We start from the raw sequence: 23,287 nt of genomic DNA on the forward strand, positions 1-23,287 counted from the left end.
CCCGCTGGGCGGCTACACGGGAATGGGAGCGTGATCTCAGCTTCGGGCTCTCGATAGCCGAACAGAAGACACCGGTGCGCATGCGCCGCATGTGTTGTGCGCATACCGGACGGATCGCCGGCGAGTGACCGGTGGTGACATGGTTACTCGGCGGCATTGCTGTCGCCGAGGTATACCTGCAGCGGGAGATGGCGAATTCCGGCGGCGGACCAGCGGCGGATCAGTGCGGCGGCCTGCTCGGGACGGTCACGGTCGACGACGGCGATACCGCAGTCGCCGCCACCGGCGCCGGAGGACTTGGCCGCAATGCCGACGATATCGGCTGCGGTACAGAGCGCGTCGAGTTCGGGCGTGCGGATTCCCAGACCTGCGACGGCGTCGAGGTCCTCGAGAAGTGTTCGGGCCCGGCGTATCTCACGCTGGACGCCGAGGACATCGTCGGCGCCCACGGCGGTGATGAGACGTTCGACGCAGGCCGTGGTCCCGGCGAGAAATGTCGGGTGTGCTCGGATACTCCGGTGGTTGCCGCCGGTGCGTCCGGTCAGAGTCGAGGTCGAGGCTGGTTGCCCGGTCCACCCCGCCAGCAGGCGGGTGCGGTGCGGCGCCGGTAGCGGGCGGACCGACAAACCAGGCCAATCGGCGCGCAGCGCCCCGGTGACGGTGCCGGCCAGTTCCTGGATTCGGGCACGGTCGGGGCTGTGGTAGGCGATCCACCCACCCCATGTGGCGGCCGCGATGTCGCCGCCGGACGCTCTCGCGTCGATCGCGAGGGTGGCCAGCATGGCCAGCCGATAACGGTCGAAAGGGGTGAGTGGGAGGCGATAGAAGGCGGAAAGGGCGGCGACCATGGCGACGGTGATCGCGGCGCTGGAGCCCAACCCGAGTTTGCGGCCGGAGCCGTCGGTCAGGTCGGCACCGGTGGCGGTGGCGGTGAAAGGCTGTGGCCGCCCGCCTGATTCGAGTACGAGCTGTTCCACGACGTTCGCGGCCGACAGTATGTACTCGAAGTTCTCGTCGCTGTGTCCGGGTGCCGGGACCAAGCGACCTCCGTCGCGCAGACATCGGATTCGCGTCCCGCCACCGAGATCCGAGACGAGTATCGTTTCTCCGCAATGGGTTTCGGCTATTGTGACGGTGGCGCAGCGGTCGACAGCGACGACGACGGCCGGATGTCCCGGCTGCAGGACGGCGTACTCGCCGGCGAGGAACAGCTTGCCGGGTGCGCGGCGGCGGATCATCGTTGGTCGCCACCGGTCACCGTGACACCGGGGCCTGGGTGTGCGATGCGGATCGCCATCGTGTCGTCGAGTTCGCGCAGTGCTACGACCACGCGTGCCGCGTCGTGGCGAGCGCACAGAACGGCGACGTTGGGACCGGCGTCGATGGTGGCGTAGGCCGAGATGCCGTCGGCCCGCAGTCTTTCGATACGGTCGAGGATACGCAGCGACCGAGGTGCGAGGTACCGTATCGCCGGCCTGGCCGCGAGCAGCACCGCATGCATTCCCAGTGCGTTGTGTTCGGCGATCTGCCCGGCGCGCTCCAGGTCTCCGGCGGCGAGCGCGGCATGGACCTGTTCGAGGTCGGTGCGGCTCGCGGTGGCCCACGGGAGGTAGAACGGCGAGGTCGCGACCGAATGCCGCATGGCCGTCCGGCTCGGCAACGCCTTGGGCTCGGCGTCGACGATCGCGACGACCAGCGCGACATCCAGTGCGCATTCGATCGGCTCGGCATAGCAGCTCTCGTCGCCGGCGGCGCCGAAACCTGTTCCGGCATGCCAGGTGACGAAACCTCCGAAGATTGAGCGGCACGCCGATCCGGACCCGCGACGTGCGAGACGGGACAGCGCTCTCGCGTCCAGCTCCACACCGTAGGCGGCCGTCGCCGCGGCGGCGAGCGCGGCGAAGCCGCTGGCCGACGAGGCCAGCCCGGCGCCGGTCGGGACAGTGTTGTTCGTTTCCACCCGGGCCGGCTCGGACCGGCCCGCCATGTCGCGCACCAAGTCAAGGAATCGTTCGACGCGCACGCGGGTCTGTGGCGGCACGCGACGGCCGTTGAGCGTCACGGTATCCACCGCCGCTTTCGGTCGCAGCGTGACTCGGGTCGTGGTGGGGAAGATGTCGAGGGTCATCGAAAGACTGCTGGTGACCGGAAGGATCAGCGATTCGTCGCGTTTGCCCCAGTACTTCACCAACGCCATGTTGGGGTAGGCGATCGCGACCGGTCCGCTTCCCGCCCGTGCGAATTGGATTGGGCGGGAGGTGGTTTCGGAGGTACTCATCACGTCTCCTGCGTCATCGGCATCGTCCATGTCCGGTGGGCGCCCGCTGCGGTGAGCGCCTCGCGGACGGCCGCGGTGCGGTGCGGTTCGACCAGTGCCAGCACACAGCCCCCGAGCCCGCCGCCGGTCAGCTTCGCGCCGCACGCACCGGCTTTCAGAGCGGCAGCGATCAGCCGGTCGAGTTCTGTTGTGCTGATACCCAATTCGCGGAGCAACCGCTGGAACTCCGTCAGCCGCACTCCCAGTCCGGATGCGTCTCCGTCCGCCAGATCGGCGGCGGCGCCCTCGGCGAGTTCGGCCGCCCTGGTCAGCAACCGCCGGGCGTTCGCGTGGTCGTGTTGCAGTCTCGCGCGCACCGAATCGACGGCCTGCCGCGTGCTGCCGGATTCGCCGGTGTCGGCCACGACGAGGCCGGCGTTCACACGCGTGGGGATCGGCCGGGCTATGCCGGCGGCGAACCGGATCGGCCCTGTGGCCGTGACCGCTGCGGCGTCGACGCCACTGGGTCGGCCGTGTGTGACCTTCTCGCCGGTCTGCACCAGCCTGTAGAGCGAGCGTTCGTCCAGCGCGGCGCCGCACAGGTCGGCGACTGCGCGCACCGATGCCGCGGCGGCCGCGGCGCTGGATCCCAAACCTCGCGCGGGCGGAATGTCGCTGCGAATCCGCACCTCCCACGGCCGGCCGTGGGGATCCCAGCACCGTAGCGCTGCCGCGGTGGCGGCGGCCGCGCCGGAACCGGCCGGGATCGTGTCGACACTGCAGGTGAACCGGACTTCCAATGCGTCGTCGTGCCCCAGCCGGTGAGCGGATGGGGCAGGCGGAGGCGAGTCGGCCTCCGGCGGGCGCAGCGTGGCGTGCGCTGAGAGTCCGGACATCGGAATCGCGATGGCGGGCATGCCGTAGACGACGGTGTGCTCGCCGATCAGGACGACCTTGCCGTGTGCACGTCCTGTCCCGGTAGCACGGTCCGGGGCGGTATCGGTCAGAGTCATTGCAGCGCTACCTTTTACCCTGGCGGCCGCTTCCGGCCGGCGTGACGGTGCGGTCATTCGATGAACGAACATCGCGTGATGGAGCCGGCATCGAACGCAGTTTCAGAATCGTGCTCCGCCGAAGTAGCCGGAAGGTTTCCCCGCGCATGGAGACCATGCGCGGGCGGCATACAGGCCCCTGGCGAAGTCAGCGCAGTGCCTGGTGGAGCGCGATGCGCAATTCCGCGGCATGATCGGGCGCGTCTGCGTTGATCAATTGCCGCACAACGCGATACAGCTGTTGTTCGGCCCTGTTCGACAGCGTCTCGGCCGTGATCGCCAGGGCGTGCTCCGCGACGTCGAGCGCTTGATCGGACTGGCCCGTGCGGGCGAGCGCGACAGCGAACAGTGCCAGTCCGCGGCCCAGATCTCGGCGGTTCTCGGGTTGCCAGCGGGGTAGGCGGGGCTCGAGCGTGGCGATGGCCTTGTCGGGGTGCCCGAGGTCGACCAGGCAGGCGGCAGCCTCCATGGCGATGTATTCGGGCGTGCAGTAGCCGGCGAGTTGATCGTTCTCCCCGTCCGGTTGGGTCGCATGGTCCCAGGCCTGCTCGAGGTCGTGGGCACAGTCCACGGCGGCGCCGAGCTGAGCGTGGCCGTGGGCGAGCTGCCGCCATGCCATCGCGCGTAATCGGGGCGTCAGTCTGGCCGGTGTGCGCAAGGCGGCGTGGGCGAGTTCGATGGTGGCGTGCGGATTGCCGGAATCGGCGGCGAGATTGGACTGCCGCATCCGGATGTAGGACAGCAGCCGGTCGTCGTGGGCCTCGCGGGCTATACCGGCCGCGGTCGTCGTCCACTCGATGGCGGCGCGGAGGTTTCCCGCGTCCTGATGCAGCCACCCCAGGAACTCGGCGAATCGTGCGTGGACGGCGCGGAGTTTGGTGCGGGTCCGGCCGCGGCTGACGCGTGCCAGGTGTTCGACGAACTGCACCTGCTGGGTGACGATCGGCAACAGCGCGTGTGGCCCGGCGAGGTTGTCGGTGAGCACGTATTCGTCGAGGGTGCTCAGCAGCGAGTCGGCGAGCACCGGCTTCGCGGCGGGCGCAGCGACATCGACTGTGCCGCTGGGGAGCCGGAGTCGTTCGGTGGCGGGCGGCGGGTTCGGCGCCGGCTCGTCGATCTCGAACCAGAGTAGCTCCGCCGGCACGCCGAGGATGCGTGCGTAGCGGCTCAGCTTGTCGATGTCTCGAACCCTGCTGCGGCCGTTCTCGATTCGGCTGAGCTGGCCCTGCGTGATGTCGAGCCAGCGCGCGAGATCGGTCTGGGGGACAGGGCGCGGGCCGTGGGCGGGATGGTGCCGCCACGCACGGATGACCGCGCCGATATCCTTGCTACGCAATGCTGTTCGCACATCGGCGGTGCGCCATTCGGCGGCCGACAACTGCGGGGCCGTATCGTTCGCCCGCGCGCATGCTCCGCAGCACGGACCCGCGTTGTCACGAGCGAGCCGAGTGCCGCACCGCGTACAGGTCTGAATCCTGGCATTCCCCATCGAGACTCCAATCCGGGAGTCCAACAGACTGTCGCGCAAGGAAACTCGCGACTGTGCCGTCACGAGATCGTTCGGCGCTCGCCCGCCAGCCTCACTGCACCGCGGTGCGCACTATCGAGGTTGCAGTAGTGCGTTCGCGATGGTCGATAGCTCAAGTGTATGCGAGAACTGCACGGCGAGAACAAGTTACGTTGATAGCGAATGACCGATATGCAGGTGTTGCATAGCCGTGTCCGACGCATGCGCCGACCGCTACGATATGATAACCGTCTGGGAGCGCGTATCCGGACGACCACGAACTCGAACCCAGGGGAGTGGCGCGTTGCCTTCTTGGATCAACACCGCGACCTCTGCCGATGTGGCCGTCTGCCCGGCCCGTACTGCGATTCTCCCGATCGGGAGTTTCGAACAGCACGGACAGCATCTGCCGCTGATGACCGATACGGCGATCGCCTGTTCGATCGCGAACAGACTCTCCGCGGCCTACGACCTGTTCCTGCTCCCTCCGATCACCGTGTCCTGTTCACACGAACACGCAGGATTCGCCGGAACGGTGTCGATCAAGGCAGCCACGCTGGTCGCGGTCGTGGACGACATCATCGAATCGTTGGCCCGGTCGAGTGTCACGACCCTGGTGGTCGTCAATGGGCACGGTGGCAACCATGTGCTGTCCAATGTCGTCTGCGAGCACAACACCGATGCTCGCACGATGGCGCTGTTTCCGACGAAGGAAGACTGGAACGCCGCACGCGAATACGCGGGCATGCGGACCGACAGCCACACCGACATGCACGGCGGCGAGTTGGAAACCTCGATCTTGCTCCACACCTGTCCCGAACTCGTCGGCGACACCTACCGATCGGCCGACAACGCGACGGGTGATCGCCGGCATCTGTTCGTCACCGGCATGGCCGGCTACACCGCCAGCGGCATCATCGGCTACCCGTCGCTGGCGACTGCGGCCAAAGGACAAGCCGCACTCGACAGCCTCACCGCAGCCTTCGCCGATCAGCTCGCAGTACTCGCCGACTGCCACCGGCTGCCGGTGGGGGCCGTCGCCCGGTACCGCCGCGACGGCATCGATTCCGTGCACTCATAGGTGTGGGTAGATGCGGTGGCCATGCTGATCGTTGACGAGAAACCTCGTCGCGGACATGACCGCTATGCGTCGCAGGCGTTGCGGTGGCTATGCGGGTGCCGCATGGCAGGCATGCGCCGGACTGCGTTGTTCCGGGCGGGCCGCGAGCCGATCCTGAGAATCGATATCGCTCCGATCCGGTGCGGACCGGCCGGGTGCGGGATCGGCCTAGCCGTGCCGTCGTGGTTGGCGGGCGAAGATCAGAGCCGAGGACGGTGCAGGCGTAATGACCCGAACAGCAACGAGTTTCGATGCCCATGCTGCCGAGACGGTGCTGGGGAGCGCTCGGCGGCGGTGCGAGCCGGGACTGCGGGACGCGATCGCGGAACTGCCCGAGCCGCTCGGGCGCATGGCGACCTACCATTTCGGCTGGAGCGATCGATCCGGCAATCCGACAGGAGCGGGCTGGGGAAAGGGCTTGCGTGCCGCGTTGTCGTTCGCCGCGGCCACTGCCTGCGGAGCGGATCCGGTGGTTGCGGTGCCTGCCGCGGTCGCTGTCGAACTGATCCATAATTTCACGCTGGTTCACGATGATGTGATGGACGCGGACCGGATCCGGCGTGGCCGTGCGACGGTCTGGAGTGTGTGGGGAATGCCCGACGCCATCTGCCTCGGCGACGCATTGCATGCCGCGGCTGTTCGCGTGCTGGTCGAGACGCTGCCTGCCTCCGTGGCCGCGGACTCGGTCGCCCGGGTGGAAAGCGCTGCGGCACAGTTGTGTCAGGGGCAGTCCGAGGATTGCTCGTTCGAAACCCGCTCGATGGTTTCGGTGGACGAATACCTCGCGATGGCCGAGGGCAAGACGGCCGCCCTGCTCGGGTGCGCGTGCGCGCTCGGCGCCGCCTGCGCCGGAGCGGACGCCGCCACCGTCACCGCCCTGGACACATTCGGCCGCGAACTCGGAATTGCATTCCAGATCACCGACGACTTGCTCGGGATCTGGGGCGATCCGGGTGTCACCGGAAAACCGGCAGGAAACGATGTCATCCGGCGAAAACGCACTTTCCCCGTCGTGGCAGCGCTCGAATCGAATGATCCCGCAGCGGCCGAACTCGCTGCGCTGTACCGGTCGGGCACGCCGATCACACCGACGCGGGCGGCCCACGCCGCGGACCTGATAGTCACCGCGGGCGGTAAACAGCGAGCCCAGCAGTACGCCGACCAGAAGATCGACGCGGCCCTGGCGGTGCTCGCCGATCGCGCAGACGTCGACGACCTCATCGTGTTGGCGCATCTCGTTACCCACCGGCGCCGGTGAGCGGATACCGCGATGGAGTTCAAGAGCCTTGACGCACCTGGAGCCAAGGAATTGGCAACCGAAAATCGGAACCGAGAATGCGATATGGACAGTGCGCAGTCGAGAGGGCTCGCCGATCCGAAGTTCACGCGCAGCGAGCGGGTGCAATTCCCGGAGTTCGAAATCCGGCTGCCGTTCGAAGCCAACCCCTTCCAAGACCGAGTCGCTCCGGTCCGAAACCGACTTGCCGACCTGGGTGTCCACCTGGACGAAGCCACCGGCGCCTGCGTTGCGCGGGTCGCATCATTGATGCATCCGCGAATCGGCCGGAACGATCTGCAACTGGTCGCCGATATCTTCGGCTTCTTCTTCGCCTACGACGACCGGTTCGACGGCCCCCTCGGCTGGGACAAGGCCGCCACCGCCGAGACCGTCGAGGTCAGCAAACAGGTCTTCGCCGGCTACGTACCCGACCAGGCGTCGGACCCGTTCAACTATGCGCTGATGCACCTCTGGGAACAAATACGACAACGTGCGAGCGCCGAACTGTGGGAACGCATCGTCACCCATACGCTCGGCTGGCTGGACCACTACCGGTGGGAGACCGGGCTAAGCGGCGATAGACGCGTAGCCACGGTGACCGAGCAACGCCGAGAACGGTTCTGGGCCTCCGAGATGTCGTTCGACTGGGAGTACATCGAACTCACCGATGCCGCCTTCTTGCCGCGGCGGTTCATTCGTCACCCCACCATTCAGCAGACCCTCACCGACTGCACATTGATCGTTGCTTGGTGGAACGACATCTGCAGTCTCGCCCGAGAAAATCCCTACAGCAACGTCGTCTACGCCATTCAGCAGGACCGATCCTGTGGTCTGCAGGACGCCATCGATAGCGCCTACCGGCTGGTCCTCGATCTGTGCGACAGCGTGCTCGCTCAGCAAGCCCGTCTCCCTGCTCTACTGGGTGAGCTGCAACTCGATCCTCGTGAAACCGCCCGAGCCACCGCTTGGTGGGATAGTTTGCTGCTCAGCACCGGGGGAGCCCTGCGATGGCACGTGGAACCGGAGACCGGGCGTTACTGCCAGGATCGCCGCCAAGACCTCCCCACCCTTGTCTCGCCCTAGCGTTCCCGGGCCCCGACCGCTCGGCTCGCGACAGGTGTTCCGGATCGGGGCCGTCGGCCGCGGACAGCCGCTGTGCGCCGGTCCACGTGGCGAGCAGTTCGAGCGCTGGCCGATCGACTCGAGCAACTGGTCAAGGAGATCGAGCAGGCCGAACTCGGCACCGTCGATCTGCTGTTCAACAAGCCGTCGTAACGCGGATCCTGCAGGGGGACAGGGGGAGTCGCTATCAGACCGCACATCCCGGCGAGCGCCGCAGCACCGCTCGCCGGGATGCGTCGGTCGGCGTGAAAACGGAGCACCGCCGTCGTTGCGAGCTCGACCTCTGTGCCGGACGGCCTGGGATTTACACGCTTCTCGAACCGAAATGATATGCGCCGACAAGATACTCGGTATGCACCGCAGAAGCTTCCGCCGAGAACAGACCCTCACGATGATCCGTCGTACGCACTGACGAAGGCTCCAAGTGGCGAAGCGGGTGAAATGATGTCACATCGGACTTCGATACCCGACAGCCGGCCCGGTACGGGAGGTATCGTGCACGATATTCGGAATGAGGGTTATTACCAGCCCGAGATCGCTTGCTCGACACCGGTCGCCTTACATCCGCAATGGCCCAGAATCCGAGCGGGTACCGCACTCTGGACTACCGAATTCTTGCCTCTGGCCGGGAATTCCATGGATCGCTTCCTCGAGGATCACTACATCCCGTGGGACGCTATGGTATTCCCGACCGCTCCGGTCGACCGAGTTCTCGAATTGTCCTGTGTGACAAGCTTGTTCTTCGCCATCGACGATCTGGCTTTGGTCGAGCAGGCGCTCTTCGAGCGGGTCGAGCGGGCGTGGCAAGAGCAGCATCCGTACGGCCGGGCCTTCACCGATATTTTTGGACGTTTACGTTCGCGCATGCGACCGCATGTATGGGAGCGCTTCGTGGCCCGACAAGAAGATTGGTTTCAGTACACCGCCGAAGAGAACTCCTATCGTTCCCGCAGCGAGATTCCAGATCTGGAGAGCTATCGCCGGATCCGCGAGCAGTCCATCGGAATGTACTCGTACATTGTTCTGCTGGAATATCTCCATGATCTCGATCTCGGAAGTATCGGCGATGATCCTGACCTCGCACAAGCTGCCCGGCTGACGTGTGACCACATAACTCTCACCAATGATTTGCTGTCGATGCGCAAAGAGATCCTCGCAGGCGACGAGTTCAATTCCGTGCTGTGCGTGATGCGAGACCGCCGCATCTCACTGCAGAGTGCCGTCTACACCGTGTGCGACCTGGCCGCGGAAGACGACCGGCAACTCACACGGCTTTCCGATGATCTACGCCTGCGATACCGTGGCCACCCGGGAGAACACGATCTCGGGACAGTGCTCGATGGCCTCGGACTGCTCTGCGCAGGGAATCTCGGGTGGTCCTGGCTCACCCCTCGCTATCATGGCCACGGGTATCGATGGACCGGTATGACAAGCGGCTACGCCACATTCGGTCCTAACCGAACGCTCTGGACACGGTGTCCTCAGCCGTCCGCCGAGAACGTCGAAGCGCACGAGCCCGCCCTACTCGCTACCGAGGCATGATCGCGTCTATTCGAGACACGGCCGGGGCATTGCTGCCGACCACTTTCGTTTTGTCAGTGCTTGCGTCCGACCGCGCCGTACATTGCGATGTCGGCGTCGGCGACCGAGCCGATGTGGATGGGATCCGGACGCCATTTGTGCATTTGGACCAGGCCCGGCTCTTCGAGTTCGAGCCCTTCGAAGAACTGCTCGGCCTGCGCCTTCGTGCGCCACCGGAGGGTTTCGCCGTGCGAATGGTAGAGGTCGCGCACCTTGGCGAGTGGTTCGGGGGCGAAGTCGTCGGTGGCGATCGTGGCGGCGAAGTAGCTGCCCGGCGGCAGGACATCGATCACGTGGCGGGCGACCCGGAGTGCTTCGTCATCGTCCTCGATGAAATGCAGCATCGCGATCAGCAACAGCCCGATCGGCTCGTTCAGGTCGAGCGTGTCGCGCAGTTGCGGGGCGGCGAGGATCGCTTCCGGGTCGCGCATGTCGGCGTCGATGTAGGTGGTGCGTCCCTCGCGGGTGCTGGTCATCAACGCCCTGGCGTGGGCGAGCACGATCGGGTCGTTGTCGGCGTAGACGATGCGAGCGTCGGGCGCGACCGCCTGGACGACTTCGTGCAGATTGGGCTGGGTGGGGATGCCGGTGCCGATGTCGAGGAACTGGCGGATGCCGCGTTCGGCGGCCAGGAAACGGCCGACGCGGTGCATGAAGGCGCGATTGGCTCGCATATGGACCCGCAGCGCGGGCCACACTTTCAATGATTCGTCACCGGCGGCCCGGTCGGGTTCGTAGTTGTCCTTGCCGCCGAGGATGTAGTCGTAGATACGGGCACCGTGCGCTCGGTCGATGCCGAGGTCCACCGGTTCCTTGTCGACCACCGACTTGTCTCCGTTCCGTTGTCGTCTGAAGCCATCGCTATGTCGATCTTAGGCCGAGCCGGGTCGAGAGGCAGTGCAAAACTATTGGGCGGCAGCCTGGTTGGATCGCACGAACGGTAGGACGATCTCCAGGAATGGTTGCGGCGCGGAGGAGAACGGGACGTGCCCGGTGTCGAGCACGACCATCCTGGAATTCGACACCCCCGACTACGCCGCCGACCCCGAGGGCTCGATCATCCCGCTGGATTCCCATATCCGCCTTGCCAATCCACGCACCCCCGCCACCGACCGCCAGCAACTCGTCCGCCGCTCCTACAACTACGACCTCGGCCTGGACCCCAACGGCAACATGGCCACCGGCCACATCTTCACCTGCTTCCAGCAGGACATCCAACGCCAGTTCGAAACCATCCAGACCCGTCTGGTGGACGAGCCACTGACCGATTACGTCCAGCCTTTCGGAGGCGGGTACTTCCTGGCCCTGCCCGGCGTGGTGGACAGCAGCGACTGGTACGCCCGGGCGCTGCTGGGCTGAGCGTCGGTAGGCCCGCTACCAGATCCACCCGGACCGGTTGCAGCCCAGTCGATGCGGTGACGGTTTACCTATGTGCAAGGCAAGTCGGAGGATGCCGGATATAGCCGACTGTGGGTCCGAGATCATCTCCACGCCCGTCGATTTCCGGGCATGCCCGAGCGGCCCTGTGAATCGGGGACCACACCCAGTACTTGATGCAGTCCGAGCCCACCGTCCTCGAACCCCAGGGCCGAGGCCGCCATGTACACCCACCAGATTCGCGCACGTCCCTCCCCGGCGAGTGAAACCGCTTGCTGCCAACCCTCTTCCAGATTGGCGACCCATTTCCGCAGTGTCAGTGCGTAGTGTTCCCGCAACGCCTCGACGTCACGGACCTCGAAACCCGCGCGCTCCATTGCTGATACGACATCGCACACATCGCGCAGTTCTCCGTCGGGGAAGACATAGCGTCCGACGAAGGACCGATCACCCATCGTGGATCCGCCCATGGAGGAGATGGCGTGATTGAGGAGGCGTCCTTCGGGCCGGAGCAGGGAGTGCAGTTTGTCGAAGTATTCCCCGGCACGGTTCGCTCCGACGTGCTCGAACATGCCGATCGAGGAGATGGCGTCGAACTGTTCGCCGCGCAGGTCGCGGTAGTCCGACAAGCTGATCTCGACGCTGCCGGACAGGCCGGCATCGGCTACTCGTCGGCGTGCGAGTTCGGCCTGAGTACTGCTGATCGTGACCGCTACGACCCGTGCGCCGTACGTCGTGGCCGCGTGCATCGCCATGGAGCCCCATCCGCATCCGACATCGAGCAGGCGCATGCCCGGCCGCTCGGCCAGGCCCAGCTTGCGGCAGATCAGATCGTGCTTGGCGCGCTGGGCATCGGTCAGGGAGACGTTCGCATCGGCGGGGCCGCGTCCGTCATCGTCCTCGGTCGTGAATCGGGCGCACGAATAGGTCATGCTCGGACCGAGGACCAGTCGGTAGAACTCGTTGCCGACGTCGTAGTGATGGCTGATCGCCCGCGCGTCCCGGCTCCGCGTGTGCCGCCGGCCACGACGCGGTCGTGCCTCCTCGCGTGGCCGCGGCGGGCGATGGCCGAGTGCCCCGAGCCGCCCGGCCGCGCTGACCGCCCGCCACGCTCCGGCGACACCCAAGCGGGCGTCGCCCGGCACTGCGGACTGCAGCTGACGGAGGACCTCGAAGATATCGCCCTCGATATCCACGGCGCCGGAAACGAAGGCGCGGCCCATTCCGAGTTCGCCAGGTGCCCACACCATATGGCTCAGCGCATCTTTCGACCGTATACGCATTGTTCCGCGACACTCGCCCGTCGACTCGACCACGCTGCCGTCCCAGAACTCGAAACGCAGCGGCGGCCGCGACCCGAACGCGAGCCGCAGCAGAGGTGCGAATGTCGCCGCGACTGTACTGCCCATACGACCACTATTCAGCTCCCCGGCCGACGAAGACACCTCTGTCGCCGGTGTGTCGTCGGGGCGGTGAACCCACCGTCCACACCTGATGCACGGCACGGTGCACACTGGTGCGGAGCCGCGCCGGGGCCGATGATGTGGGCTTGTGAGTGTGTTGTTCGCTCCCTATTCCGCGTGGGGGCATGTGCTTCCGAGAGCGTCGTTCGGGCGGGTGCTGTTCACCAGCGACGCGCTGCCCGCGGTGTGCCTGGCGAGTCATCTCGTCGAGGACGACGGGACAGTTGTCGTGCCCGCCGGGCTGGCAGCACCGCCGGTGGGGATGGGGCCCCAAACTCATGGCCGTCCGGTGAGTCGGGCCCACGCCGCTGCTGCTGTCTTACGATGCTTTCCGCCGGACGGCGGCGGTGTCTGGCGGGCGGCGAGATCGCTCGCCGACCATGCCGTGGCAGCGGGCAGGTAGTCGGTGACGATCGGCAGTTGGACGGTGGGTTCCTCGTCGGCGTCGCACACTCCGGTATGCAGTTGCGCGAAGAACGCGTCGAGAGATCCGTAGCGGGCGCTGACCTCTTCCACGAAATGCAACATGTCCGACCGTGACCTCAGCAATCCCGTTCCTCCCTCGTTCGAATTTCGCCGCCCCGAAGCCGATCTCGCCACGCAGCGAACGGTGGGGGCACACCGCATCCGCACAGCCCGATGTCGAGGGCCTCGTGCCGGTGATCGCGTTCGCCGCTGTGCCGTTGTGGCTGATGGAGAAGGGCCGACGCTGCGCGAAGGTGGCTTGGGCTGCCGTATCCCGACAGTGTCGGCCCTTTCCGGAAAGCTCTCCGGCGAATCACCCCGTGCTGATCCGGCGGAGCCTTGCACCGTCCGACCTCGTATCCGTGGGGGTCGGACGGTGCACCTATTCTCGGTGCCGCCGCCGGGAAGGCCTATGTTCCCGGCGACAATGTGGTCTCGCGAAGTGTGTCGGCGGCAACAGGACCCGTGGGCTGGAAGCGCACGCTAGCATCGCCTTCCGTGCGGCACCGCGACCCGAACACCATCGTTGCCCGGCTGGCGGCATCACTCCGGGAACAACTCGACGAACTCACCGATGAGGTGACCACACTCATCCAGGACAACATCGGCATCTACAGCGAGGATGCCCTCGTCACTCGCACTCAACTGTGGTCGGCGGTGCGTCAGAACCTGGCGCGCAGCCTGAGCCAGCTCGAGCGCCCAGACACGGTCGAACACGAGAGCGCCCGGGCTAGCGGGCGTGCGCGAGCCGCGCAAGGTGCGCCGTTGCCGGAGGTGCTGCGCGCATACCGGTTGGGTTTCGCGCACCTGTGGCAGCGGCTGCTCGACTCCGCCCGCGCGGCCGGCCCCCGAGAGACCCACGCTCTGCTCGATGCCGTGGCCGGCATCTGGGAACTCAATGACGAATTCGCCAACGCCGTCACCGAGGCGTATCGCGAGGAGATGACCGCCCGCGCGGTGTCATTGGACCGGCGCCGCTCCGCGCTGGTCGCCGCGCTCGTCGACGGCACACTCAGCGACCAGTACACCGCGTGGGAAATCTCCCAGCTGCTCGGCATCCCCTTCGAAGGCCCGTTCCTGGTGGTGATCGCGGAAGTGCCACCGCTGGAAGGCGAGGCGCTGCTCCATCTGGAAGATCGCCTGCGCTGCCGCGACATCGCCTCCGCATGGCGCTCCCAGCACGACCGCGAGATCGGTATCGTCTACCGCAACCGGCGACGCACACCCGAGGACATCCTCGACATCGTCGCGGGCGCTGCTACCACACGCATCGGCGTGAGCCCGGAATTCGATCGTCTCGACCGGACTTCTCGCGCTGCCCGGTTCGCCAGCGTCGCGATGGAAAGTCTGCCCGCCGGAACCACCGGCATCAGGCAACTTCCCGACACGCCGTTGAGCGACCTCATCATCAGCAACCCCGACAACACCCGCTCCTTCGTCTGGCGGGTCCTGCGCTGCATCCTCGAACTACCCGACAACGACCGCAGTACCCATATCGCTACCGCTCGAGCCTGGCTCGACGCCCAAGGTTCCGCCGCCGAAGCCGGACGCGTCCTGTACTGCCACGAGAACACCGTCCGGTACCGGATGCGACGCCTGGAGGAACGCCTCGGGACCACCCTCGACGACCCCCTCAAACTCGCCGAACTCGCCGCCGCCCTCCAAGCGATCCAAGCCTTCCCCGACCTCACCGCAACGAGTAGCGGAGCGCGGTAACGGTGCCCTGGGCGGCCGAGCGCAGGAATTACGCGTTCGGGGAGAGCCTGTCACGATTGCCGCACATCGACGGATTATCGGCCCGCCCGAGTTCCGATCTGATCGGGCTGTATCAGGTTGCGTCGGAGCGGTTTTCGTACTGATGGACGAGGTGCTGGTAGAAGCGGTTTTCGTGTAACTCCAACGCGATGGGCCGTAGACCCACCGTGACCTTCCGGTCGACCGTTGTCGAATTGCCCTCGTGATCCAGGCCGAGATCGTCCACGATCGCACGCACCAGTTCGTCCAGCTCGGTATCGGTCACATAGACACTGAGGCGGCATTCGACCGGAACACGTGCGGGGTCGTGAAATTCTTCCCATGCTCGCAGAGCGAACTCGTCGAGTTCCACGACGGGTCCGAATGCGGTGAAGCAGGGGATGCGGTTCAGCCCACGGATCCGATGGGCGCTCTCTTCCAGCAGCAGTGCGATCGGGTGGATTCCCTCCCCGTCGAGGGCACCGGGTCCGGTGGCGTCGGGTAGCCCCAGACCCACCGCAAGTTCCCACACCCGACGCTCATCGTCCTCCACGCAGGTTCCTTCCCGTCAGCGTTTCCCGTGCCCACGACGCGGTAACGCTTCATCTCTTCCTTGGATGTGCTTGGGGCGCAAAGTATTCCAACAACCGCCTGCGGATAAGGATGTCAGAGAATACTCATGCCCACAGACCTCGAGCCCTGCCGGTGATGGTCAGCCCGCCCTGGCGTCGACGCGGGCGGTGACGGGGGCTACTGGGTCGGTGGGGTCGTAGATTTCGCAGAACGGTCGGCCTCCGTCTGGGAGGACGGTGTCGAGGTTCCACAGGGGGATGGGTGTGGCTCGGCGGGTGAGCCAGTCGCGGAGGTATTCGGTAACGGTGCCGGGGTAGTAGCCCCAGTCGAATTTGTCGGCGTCGGTGAATACCAGGGTCCATTGTGCTGGGTCGGGGTGGTGGGCGTCCCAGAGGCAATAGTCGCCGCCGAAGGATCCGCCCCATTGGATCAGGGTTGCCGCGTCGGTCGATACTCCGGCGGGCGTGTCGGCCGGTGGTTCGCCGAATTCGGTGTCGGCGAGGGGTTCTCGTGCGGCGAAGGTGGCCTCGGCGAGGTCGAGCCACGGTTCGTCGGCGGGTCGGAACAGGCGCAGTGCGTTGCAGAATCGCACGTCGCCGTATACCGCGAGGAGTTGTTTGAAATCGTCGGGGAGTGCGGTGATGCCGAGGCGTTGTTCGACGGTGGTCCAGTCGAAGGTGGCGCCCGCGCCGGGTGGGGGCGGGAGGAGTGCAGTGAGGTCATCCAGTGCGGTCATCGGTTCGGTGTCTTCCTGTGCCGGTGTCAGTAGTTCTGGACGTAGGTCGGTGGCAGGTTCCAGCCCTGGTCTCCCCAAGCTTGGAGCAGATAGTAGTCGGGGATGACCTTGTCGTCGGTGTAGATCGGCACCTTCGAATAGGTGACGTTCTGTGCCGGAACTCCGTCCACGGCGCCTCGCACGATTTTGCCGAGGTACTGCTCGTAGACCCGCATGGCGCCGGTGTTCGTCGCGCCGAGTTCGGGGGCGAGGAATTGCGGGATGTTGCCGGGGCCGCCGTATTGGTTGGGCCACAGGTGCCCGCGCTGGTAGGCGCCGGTCGCGCCCGGGACGTCGATGGTGGGGACGCCGGTGCGGGGGCTCTTGGCGCCGGCGGCGTCGAGGTAGCCGTAGGAGCCGGTGGGGCGGCCGAGTGCGTCGAGGGGTCCGGCGACCGCGCGGGTGTTTCCGGGTCCGGCGTAGAGGGCGGGGCCGCTGTTGCTGGTGGCGCCGGTGCCGGTGAGATCCGGGAGTCGGTAGACCTGGCCGTTGCCCGAATTCGAAGGTGTCGGAACGGCTTTGCCGATATCAAGGAGCCGGGGTGCGGAGGCGAAGAATTCCTGTTGGGTACTGGTCATGCCGGGTTGGCCGGGTGGGGTATTCAGTCCGGGTGCTTGCATGGGCTCGGTGGGGGCGGGGGTGAAGCGCGGGTTCGAGGCCACGCTACCGGGCAGGGGCGAGGGCGCTTTCAGTGTGGCACCTGTCGCGGAGGCCGGGTTGTAGGCGGTGCCGGGGCGGATGCTCGGCGGCGCGAGGATCTGCGAGGGCCGCACCGGGACCGGCAGCGGCTGTGTTACGACCGGCGCGGCGGGAGTCGCGGGCGATGCCTTCAACCCAGGCGCGCCCTGTCCTGGGGCGGGTGCCGGAGGGCCGGGCACCTTCGGTGCAGGTGCAGGTGCAGGTGCAGGTGCAGGAGCTGGTGCAGGTGCTGGTGCTGGTGCGGGAGCCGGTCCCGGTGCGGGCGCGGGGGTGTTCGGTGGTGGTGCGCCGCCGACGTCGGGGACGTCGTGGCCTTGTGAACGGCATTGCTGGGCTTGGGCATTCAGGGCTGCGGCTTCGGCATTGCCGCGTTCGGCTTCGGCATTGTAGGCCGCGACAGCGGCCGGATCCTTCGGGTTAGGCGGATTCGCGTTATGGGCCGCTGCTGCCTGATTGTGGGCCTGGATCTGCCCGACCAGCGCGGCACAATCCACCGGTTCCGCCACTGCGGCCGGTGCGAGCAGTCCCGCCAGGGCTGCCAGCCAGACGAGCAGGACTGCCAACACGCGCACGAAGATGTCGACCTGACGGGGCTCGGCATCGGATGGCGTCGTAGATAAGGATGTGGCGATTCTCGGGCGCAGCCGCACACCGGCAAGCACGCTGATCTCCCGCATTGTCTGTCTCCCCAAACAATTTCGATCTCGAACGTTTCGAGGAGGTCAGAGTGACCGCCGATCCTTAACGATCCCTTGGTGACTGCTTGGGCTCACCACTCGAATTGCGGGCAGATCTAGTTTTCATTGAGAAGCGATGGGGGATTGGTGTGCCGATGTGGGGTGCCACTCTGGACGGTTCAGAGGTGTAGAACGGCGGGGGCCAGGCGTTCGAGGATGTCGACAGTAGTGGATAGGTCGGGAGCTACAGGGTTGATGAGGATGTGGTCGGCACCTGCGGCGAGGTGTTCGCGTAGGCGGGCGGCGATGGCGGATTCGTCGCCGTGGGACATGATGGCGTCGATGACCGTGTCGTTCACCGTGTTGACCTGTTCGGCGGTGTAGCCGAGGCGAATCAGGTTGCGGCCGTAGGGTGAACCGGCGGCGCCGCCGATCACCTGGAGGGCCGAGAGCGATTGCGCGCGGTATTCGCGGGCTCGAGCGAGGGCCTGTGCCGGGTCGCGGTGGTAGATGACGAGTTGCTCCGGGACCACCAGTTTGCCGGGGCCGAGGATGGCTCGTGCCTGTGCGGTCGTGGCGACCGGTGACGCGTACGGGTGGGCGCCGTCGGCGCGTTCGCCCGCCAGGGTGAGCATCTTCGGTCCGACCGCGGCAAGTACTCGGGGATACGGTATTTCGGCGCGGGGTACCGAAGGTGTCAGCGCTGCCTCCGGCTGGGTGTCCATTTCGTCGAGATATTCGCGCAGGCGGGTCAGGGGGCGGCCGTACTCCCGCCCGACACTCGCGGCCTGCCTGGGGAATCCGACGCCGACTCCGAGGACGAACCGTTGCGGATACGCTTCGGCGAGCGTGGCCGCGCCGGCGGCCATCGTGATCCCGGGCCGCGCCCACATGGTCGCCACCCCGGACCCGATCACCAGCCGGTCGGTGGCCGCCAGCCAGATACCGAGTTTGGCGAAAATGTCTCTGCCGCCGGTACTTTCGCCGGTCCATGCGGATCCGTACCCCAGCTGTTCGATCCGCGCCAAGGCTCGCCGCTGCTCATCGGCCGGAGCGGTCGCGGTGAGCGCGTTGTTCAGCCAGACGCCGATTCGTCCCAGGTGCTGCCTTGCCTCGGTCACTGTTGTCATCCCTGACCCTCCCGCCAGTATCGGAGAGATTTCTCCGCTTCGGTGGGTACTATATGGAGAGACACTCCGCTTACGCAAGGGGGCTCTCAGGGTCACTGCCTGTCCGCTGATGCGGCAGACCGCATCCGAGTAGCGCGTGTGCTACTCGGAGATGTTTGTGCGCTCCTCCGTGACATGGAACAAGCTGACGCGTTGCGGCACAGCGGTATTCGCGCGCTCCCTCGTCGTCCTCACGATTACGGAAACGCGGGCTGTTCTGTGTCGAGGGCGTGTGGCAGCCCGCGCCGGTAGTGGTCACTGTCGGCGGCCTTGAACGCGTCGAACAAGGGTGGATGCTGGAGGGTGGTGATGAGCGCCGGCGGTTCGGTGCGGCCGGAGCGCTCGAGTATCGCGTTTGCGGCCATGCGCCCGGCGATATTGGCGCCTTCCATGGTGGCGACGTTGATATCGGTTCGAACGTAATCGGAGGCGAGGAACAGATTACCCACGGCGGTGGTCGCGGACGGGCGATGCTGCCAGGAGCCGGGTTGTTGAATGAACAGGGGAGTGTCGTTGGCGGCGTGGGGCGTTCCGGTCCCGGTGATGGCCGGGTCGAGATGCCACGAGTGCAGATCCGCCGCGGAAAGCAGTCCTGGTTCGTTGTCGTTGAGGTGTGCGAGGATCTGTGCCCAGACTTCGTCGGCGATTTCCTGGCGGGTGCAGTCGCGCGCGGGTTTGTTGTAGACGATGCCGGGGGTCGTCCATTCGGCGATGGCGACGGAGAGTATGTCGTGGACGGTCCCGTCGCCGTAGGTGGTCATATCGCGCTTCCAGAATTGGGCTTGGCTGATCGAGGTCAGGGCCCAGGGCGAGTCGACGAAACTGGTGCCGCCCGCGGTGAGGGGCAAGGGTTTTCGTAGATAGAACTGGATGCCGCTCATCCAATCCGTGCGCAGTAAGTGGACGCCTTCGAGAGCGGGGTCGGCGTCCAGGACCGGACCGGTGAACAAGGGGGCCGCTCGTTCGGCAGGCATCGCCAGCACGTACCAGTCGGCCTCGATTGTCCGTAGGCCATCTCGGGGGTTTCGCGCCAGCACGCCGGTGAGTTGTCCGGCGGACACGGTGAGAGATGTTGCCTCCCAGCCGGTCTCGAACACTGTGCCGCAGTTGCGCAGATGTGTGATCCACGGGTGCATCCACAGTTCGTTCGTCGCACCTTCGAGGACGCGTACCGCGACCGCGCCGGGCGTGTTTCCGAATCCCAGCAGGCTGAGCAGGAAGGCTTCGCCGATAATCCCGACCGAGCGGGCATTGGCGTCCTCCGAGCGGATGGAGGCCAGATTGCGGGTCAGGCCGCGCGCCAGCAGCGCGTTGTACTCCGCGGATTTGGTGTCCGCACAGAGGAACTGGGTCCAGGTCAGATGCTCCCACTGGTGTTCGCGGCGTTCGGGACTGCTGGTCATGAATACGAGCAGCTTGCGAGCGAAGAATTCGGCTTCGGCGGGAGGCATCTGGCCGGAGGTGTCCAGAACCGACAGCATGTTGGTGAAGAGTTCGGCGAGAGTGAGTCCCGGATTCCACGGGCGCGGAACGTTGGCGATGGTGACCTCGGGACGGCCGCCCGTGCGGAAGAATCGACCCGTTCCGGTCGGCACCAGGTTGTCGAATGTGGTGCGTCCGAGACCGTACGGGATGCGTTTCATCAGTTCGTCGAGATTGTGGTAGAAGCCGAGAAACCCTCGGTAGCCGTGCTCCCCAGGCAATTCCGGTCGGCCGTCGGCACTCGATCCGGGCACGGTATTGCTTCGCGCCTTACCGCCCAGCTCGGCGGTGCGCTCGTAGACGGTCACGGCGAACCCGCGTTCGACAAGCTCCTGCGCGACCGACAATCCCGCGACTCCACCGCCGAACACGGCCACGGTCTGCCTCGCCCCGCCCGGCGGGGTGGCCCGCGACGGCGCACCGAGTGTCACTCCCAGTGCGGCCGCCCCCGCCGTCGCCCGCAGCAGTGACCGGCGGCCGACCGCGTGGTTGTGGTCGACCGACGAGTGCGCCGGTGGCGGAGAAACGGACGGTTCGGGCATGGTGCGGTTGTCTCCCTGTCGGTTTCGTCGGTCACAGTCCGGTCGGCGACTCGATCCACTTCCTAAGCGGTGACGCAAACACCCATTCTGGACATGTAGCGACCAAGCGACCCGTGAACGAGTACGAATAGTCCTGTGCACTAACAGCTTTGAGTGACATGGCCTTGCCAGACACAGAGGATGTTAATGCAAATTCTTCGGCTTGTCAGATCGAGATCGGTGCGTCGGAGCTTCGATCCAGCGGATACGATCGGTGGGCGCACCACCGAAGAGGACGGGCTGGACCGCGTCCAACTGCTCTCGGACGTGGGCCGAGAGACCGCGACCTTCATCGCCTCGCTGTGAAGCCACACCGAGGGGCTGACGGACTCCGCCCCGCCCGACTAATTGAGGACCGCGGTCAGATAGCTGTGTAGTGCGCGCTTCAGCTCCGCGGTCAGATGGGAGCGCTCCGGCTCTAGAGATTCCGCAATCACCGGCAGGATGCCGCGAACGATCTGCAATGCGATCAGCGTGTAACGGTCGATCTCCGCTTCGGATTTGTGTGGCGCTCGCGCGGCCAGTACCTCGTGGACGCGTGCGACCAAGGCTTGCTGTAGCGGTGCCATCGCCTCGCGCAGTTCGGGCGGATTATCGGGTCGCATGAACAGCGGGAGAAACCCGGGATGCGCTGCGTGGAACATCACCATTCGATCAACGGAACGTTCCAGGAATTGTGCCAAATCGTGTTCCGGCTGCCCGGTCGTCCCCACTGCGGCGGCGCGGGCTTCCTCCAATTCGGAAACGTAACGCTGGAGAAGCGTGCACGCAATTTCTTCCTTGTTTCCGAAGAATTGGTACAGCGAACCCGGCGAGATATTGGCGCGCCGGGCAATATGATTGGTGGTGGCGCGGTCGAATCCGACTTCGGAAAATACCGCTTCCGCGGTGGTCAGGATCTGCTCACGGCGTCGTAGGCCCCGGGCCTGTCTCCGCACCGGCGTCCGATCGCTCGTCGTTGGGCTGGTCTGCGGCACGTGCCCTCCTTTCTCACGGCTGGACAACGTGAGCATGCGCTCGTAAACTACACGGTAAGACGAGCAAACACTCGTCAATCGCAGCTTACCAGGAGGTGGACAGGCCGAACCGGAGATTCGCTACTTTCACCTCCGGCGAGGTGTGACAGCGGCGGGCGTTGGGATCGGACACCCTTGGTATCGCGACTTCGGATTATCAAACCATCACCATTTATCCTTTCGGTTCGCGCGGCAGGTCGATACTTCGGTGCGAGGCGGATGCGTAATTATTCCGGATATTGTTGCCGCATGGGTCGCGGTAGCGATCGGAGAATATCGGCGCGGGTCGACGATGATGTCGCGAATGGCCGCAACCAGGGTGCGGAGGGGGAGTTTATGGAAGGCCGGCGAGCAAGCGAATCAGAGCGTTCGATGTACAACTCGAGGGATCGCCCGTCTATTACGATATGTGCGGCGGTACCGGAGGCGGTACGCCAGGACGCCGACGCCGAACGGGTTGTTCGTATTCTGATTGTCGGCGAGCATTCGCTTACCCGGGAGATCATGCGCGAATCACTGGATTCGGAAGATGATTTCATCGTCGTGTCGGATGTGCAGTGCGGTGAGGCGGCGGAAAAGATCTCGCTCCTGCGCCCGGATGTCGTGTTGTTCGACATCGACGGCGCGGGAAAGAGTCCGGTGGAGGTCGCGCAATCGTTGATCGATGCGCGGCGCGAAGCCGCGCTCGCCGTCCTGAGCCCGACGAATGTGGGTACCGTGCTCTACGACATGCTGGCGGCGGGTGTGCGCTGCTTCCTGCACAAGGACATCTCCCGTAGCGAGCTGACGAGCGCGATCCGGAGCGTGACGACGGAGGGAACCAGGGTCACGCTGAACGTTCCGAGGGAATTCCTCACGAACACAGACGAATCCGACGTCGGGAACTTGTCCCATCGGGAAATCGAGGTGCTCGAGTTGGTCGCCGGCGCGATGTCCAACCGGCAGATCGCGAATACGCTGTCGATCACCGAAGGCACGGTGAAACGGCACCTCAGGAGCATCTTCGTGAAGCTGGGCGCGGTGTCGCGCATCGACGCCGTCAATCGCTATCGTGCGGTCGTCGAACGAGGCGAGGCGGCGTCGCGCGAGCAGTGAGCACTCGCGCGCGGCACCGATCGGCTCTCCAGGAGACGTTCGCTCAGAACGCCGCTTCGTCGAGCTCCATGATGTCGTTGTCCAGGTTGGACAGGACCGCGCGGGTCGCGGTCAGTTCCGGAAGCACGTTGCGGGCGAAGAACTGCGCGGTGGCGACCTTGCCCTGGTAGAACGGCTCGGTGGAGCCGTTGTCGAGGGCCTTGATGGCGATCTCGGCCTGCTGCAGCAGTTGCCAGCCGATGAGCAGGTCGCCGACGGAGAGC

Annotated in this window: 21 protein-coding genes and 1 pseudogene; 8 read left to right on the forward strand and 14 right to left on the reverse strand. The window is 65.7% G+C overall.

What is annotated here, in order from left to right; translation table 11 throughout:
- Positions 1 to 143: 143 nt before the first annotated feature.
- The 4 genes from QH470_RS03335 to QH470_RS03350 form a co-directional block, all read right to left on the reverse strand.
- Positions 144 to 1,238 (reverse strand): phosphomevalonate kinase, encoded by a 1,095-nt coding sequence (locus QH470_RS03335; RefSeq protein WP_280270758.1) that lies wholly within the window; start codon positions 1,236 to 1,238, stop codon positions 144 to 146.
- Positions 1,235 to 2,278 (reverse strand): diphosphomevalonate decarboxylase, encoded by a 1,044-nt coding sequence (gene mvaD / locus QH470_RS03340; RefSeq protein WP_280270759.1) that lies wholly within the window; start codon positions 2,276 to 2,278, stop codon positions 1,235 to 1,237. The genes QH470_RS03335 and mvaD overlap by 4 nt, the downstream gene beginning before the upstream one ends.
- On the reverse strand, positions 2,278 to 3,270 hold the full coding sequence (mvk, locus tag QH470_RS03345; protein ID WP_280270760.1) for a mevalonate kinase: 993 nt from the start codon (positions 3,268 to 3,270) through the stop codon (positions 2,278 to 2,280). The genes mvaD and mvk overlap by 1 nt, the downstream gene beginning before the upstream one ends.
- A gap of 187 nt (positions 3,271 to 3,457) precedes the next feature.
- The gene (locus tag QH470_RS03350) at positions 3,458 to 4,687 is read right to left on the reverse strand and encodes a helix-turn-helix domain-containing protein (RefSeq protein WP_280270761.1); all 1,230 of its coding nucleotides are present in this window, start codon (positions 4,685 to 4,687) and stop codon (positions 3,458 to 3,460) included.
- A 433-nt stretch (positions 4,688 to 5,120) separates the two neighbouring features.
- On the opposite strand from QH470_RS03350, the gene QH470_RS03355 reads away from it, so the two are divergent.
- The 4 genes from QH470_RS03355 (at position 5,121) to QH470_RS03370 (ending at position 9,879) form a co-directional block, all read left to right on the forward strand.
- Positions 5,121 to 5,897, forward strand: coding sequence for a creatininase family protein (locus QH470_RS03355; protein WP_280270762.1), 777 nt, complete (start codon positions 5,121 to 5,123; stop codon positions 5,895 to 5,897).
- 265 nt (positions 5,898 to 6,162) lie between these two features.
- Positions 6,163 to 7,194 (forward strand): polyprenyl synthetase family protein, encoded by a 1,032-nt coding sequence (locus QH470_RS03360; RefSeq protein ID WP_280270763.1) that lies wholly within the window; start codon positions 6,163 to 6,165, stop codon positions 7,192 to 7,194.
- 12 nt (positions 7,195 to 7,206) lie between these two features.
- Complete coding sequence (locus QH470_RS03365; RefSeq protein ID WP_280270764.1) at positions 7,207 to 8,298, forward strand: terpene synthase family protein; 1,092 nt, start codon at positions 7,207 to 7,209, stop codon at positions 8,296 to 8,298.
- A gap of 675 nt (positions 8,299 to 8,973) precedes the next feature.
- Positions 8,974 to 9,879: a terpene synthase family protein gene (locus tag QH470_RS03370; protein ID WP_280270765.1), complete on the forward strand. Its 906-nt coding sequence runs from the start codon at positions 8,974 to 8,976 to the stop codon at positions 9,877 to 9,879.
- A 53-nt stretch (positions 9,880 to 9,932) separates the two neighbouring features.
- Here the strand turns inward: QH470_RS03370 and QH470_RS03375 are convergent, their stop codons facing one another.
- Positions 9,933 to 10,742, reverse strand: a complete 810-nt coding sequence (locus QH470_RS03375; RefSeq protein WP_280270766.1) for an SAM-dependent methyltransferase — start codon at positions 10,740 to 10,742, stop codon at positions 9,933 to 9,935.
- A 190-nt stretch (positions 10,743 to 10,932) separates the two neighbouring features.
- On the opposite strand from QH470_RS03375, the pseudogene QH470_RS03380 reads away from it, so the two are divergent.
- Positions 10,933 to 11,277 (forward strand): annotated as a pseudogene (locus QH470_RS03380) (Dyp-type peroxidase); the annotation flags it as partial.
- 122 nt (positions 11,278 to 11,399) lie between these two features.
- Here QH470_RS03380 and QH470_RS03385 read toward each other — a convergent pair.
- Both QH470_RS03385 and QH470_RS03390 read right to left on the reverse strand, forming a co-directional pair.
- A complete protein-coding gene (locus tag QH470_RS03385) occupies positions 11,400 to 12,704 on the reverse strand; it encodes a class I SAM-dependent methyltransferase (RefSeq protein ID WP_280270767.1) in 1,305 nt (434 codons plus the stop codon).
- Positions 12,705 to 13,034: 330 nt separating this feature from the next.
- The gene (locus tag QH470_RS03390; protein ID WP_280270768.1) at positions 13,035 to 13,286 is read right to left on the reverse strand and encodes a hypothetical protein; all 252 of its coding nucleotides are present in this window, start codon (positions 13,284 to 13,286) and stop codon (positions 13,035 to 13,037) included.
- A 435-nt stretch (positions 13,287 to 13,721) separates the two neighbouring features.
- Between QH470_RS03390 and QH470_RS03395 the strand changes: the two genes are divergently transcribed.
- On the forward strand, positions 13,722 to 14,939 hold the full coding sequence (locus tag QH470_RS03395; protein ID WP_280270769.1) for a PucR family transcriptional regulator: 1,218 nt from the start codon (positions 13,722 to 13,724) through the stop codon (positions 14,937 to 14,939).
- A 112-nt stretch (positions 14,940 to 15,051) separates the two neighbouring features.
- On the opposite strand, the gene QH470_RS03400 is transcribed toward QH470_RS03395, so the two are convergent.
- The 5 genes from QH470_RS03400 to QH470_RS03420 form a co-directional block, all read right to left on the reverse strand.
- On the reverse strand, positions 15,052 to 15,510 hold the full coding sequence (locus QH470_RS03400) for a hypothetical protein (protein WP_280270770.1): 459 nt from the start codon (positions 15,508 to 15,510) through the stop codon (positions 15,052 to 15,054).
- 159 nt (positions 15,511 to 15,669) lie between these two features.
- Positions 15,670 to 16,266: an SMI1/KNR4 family protein gene (locus QH470_RS03405; protein WP_280270771.1), complete on the reverse strand. Its 597-nt coding sequence runs from the start codon at positions 16,264 to 16,266 to the stop codon at positions 15,670 to 15,672.
- A gap of 26 nt (positions 16,267 to 16,292) precedes the next feature.
- On the reverse strand, positions 16,293 to 16,883 hold the full coding sequence (locus tag QH470_RS03410; RefSeq protein WP_280270772.1) for a DNA/RNA non-specific endonuclease: 591 nt from the start codon (positions 16,881 to 16,883) through the stop codon (positions 16,293 to 16,295).
- 977 nt (positions 16,884 to 17,860) lie between these two features.
- Complete coding sequence (locus QH470_RS03415) at positions 17,861 to 18,811, reverse strand: TIGR03620 family F420-dependent LLM class oxidoreductase (protein WP_280270773.1); 951 nt, start codon at positions 18,809 to 18,811, stop codon at positions 17,861 to 17,863.
- A 236-nt stretch (positions 18,812 to 19,047) separates the two neighbouring features.
- Positions 19,048 to 20,874: a hydroxysqualene dehydroxylase gene (locus tag QH470_RS03420; protein WP_280270774.1), complete on the reverse strand. Its 1,827-nt coding sequence runs from the start codon at positions 20,872 to 20,874 to the stop codon at positions 19,048 to 19,050.
- 219 nt (positions 20,875 to 21,093) lie between these two features.
- Here QH470_RS03420 and QH470_RS03425 point away from each other — a divergent pair, with 219 nt between their 5' ends.
- Positions 21,094 to 21,219 carry a hypothetical protein gene (locus QH470_RS03425; protein ID WP_280270775.1) on the forward strand — a complete coding sequence of 42 codons (126 nt, stop codon included), beginning with the start codon at positions 21,094 to 21,096 and terminating at the stop codon, positions 21,217 to 21,219.
- Positions 21,220 to 21,257: 38 nt separating this feature from the next.
- Here the strand turns inward: QH470_RS03425 and QH470_RS03430 are convergent, their stop codons facing one another.
- The gene (locus QH470_RS03430; protein ID WP_280270776.1) at positions 21,258 to 21,890 is read right to left on the reverse strand and encodes a TetR/AcrR family transcriptional regulator; all 633 of its coding nucleotides are present in this window, start codon (positions 21,888 to 21,890) and stop codon (positions 21,258 to 21,260) included.
- A 288-nt stretch (positions 21,891 to 22,178) separates the two neighbouring features.
- Here QH470_RS03430 and QH470_RS03435 point away from each other — a divergent pair, with 288 nt between their 5' ends.
- Complete coding sequence (locus tag QH470_RS03435) at positions 22,179 to 23,024, forward strand: LuxR C-terminal-related transcriptional regulator (RefSeq protein ID WP_280270777.1); 846 nt, start codon at positions 22,179 to 22,181, stop codon at positions 23,022 to 23,024.
- A gap of 43 nt (positions 23,025 to 23,067) precedes the next feature.
- Here the strand turns inward: QH470_RS03435 and QH470_RS03440 are convergent.
- Positions 23,068 to 23,287, reverse strand: a 220-nt coding sequence (locus tag QH470_RS03440) for an acyl-CoA dehydrogenase C-terminal domain-containing protein (protein ID WP_280270373.1), incomplete at its 5' end; no start/stop codon positions are given.

Source organism: Nocardia wallacei, from assembly GCF_029868745.1.
Lineage (GTDB): Bacteria > Actinomycetota > Actinomycetes > Mycobacteriales > Mycobacteriaceae > Nocardia > Nocardia wallacei_B.

Bases quoted from the DNA above. Each gene is read 5' to 3' on its own strand.
- QH470_RS03335 (WP_280270758.1), bottom strand. From the start codon at position 1,238: ATGATCCGCCGCCGCGCACCCGGCAAGCTGTTCCTCGCCGGCGAGTAC.
- mvaD (WP_280270759.1), bottom strand. From the start codon at position 2,278: ATGAGTACCTCCGAAACCACCTCCCGCCCAATCCAATTCGCACGGGCG.
- mvk (WP_280270760.1), bottom strand. From the start codon at position 3,270: ATGACTCTGACCGATACCGCCCCGGACCGTGCTACCGGGACAGGACGT.
- QH470_RS03360 (WP_280270763.1), top strand. From the start codon at position 6,163: ATGACCCGAACAGCAACGAGTTTCGATGCCCATGCTGCCGAGACGGTG.
- QH470_RS03365 (WP_280270764.1), top strand. From the start codon at position 7,207: ATGGAGTTCAAGAGCCTTGACGCACCTGGAGCCAAGGAATTGGCAACC.
- QH470_RS03370 (WP_280270765.1), top strand. From the start codon at position 8,974: ATGGATCGCTTCCTCGAGGATCACTACATCCCGTGGGACGCTATGGTA.
- QH470_RS03385 (WP_280270767.1), bottom strand. From the start codon at position 12,704: ATGGGCAGTACAGTCGCGGCGACATTCGCACCTCTGCTGCGGCTCGCG.
- QH470_RS03390 (WP_280270768.1), bottom strand. From the start codon at position 13,286: ATGTTGCATTTCGTGGAAGAGGTCAGCGCCCGCTACGGATCTCTCGAC.
- QH470_RS03405 (WP_280270771.1), bottom strand. From the start codon at position 16,266: ATGACCGCACTGGATGACCTCACTGCACTCCTCCCGCCCCCACCCGGC.
- QH470_RS03410 (WP_280270772.1), bottom strand. From the start codon at position 16,883: ATGACCAGTACCCAACAGGAATTCTTCGCCTCCGCACCCCGGCTCCTT.
- QH470_RS03415 (WP_280270773.1), bottom strand. From the start codon at position 18,811: ATGACAACAGTGACCGAGGCAAGGCAGCACCTGGGACGAATCGGCGTC.
- QH470_RS03420 (WP_280270774.1), bottom strand. From the start codon at position 20,874: ATGCCCGAACCGTCCGTTTCTCCGCCACCGGCGCACTCGTCGGTCGAC.
- QH470_RS03435 (WP_280270777.1), top strand. From the start codon at position 22,179: ATGGGTCGCGGTAGCGATCGGAGAATATCGGCGCGGGTCGACGATGAT.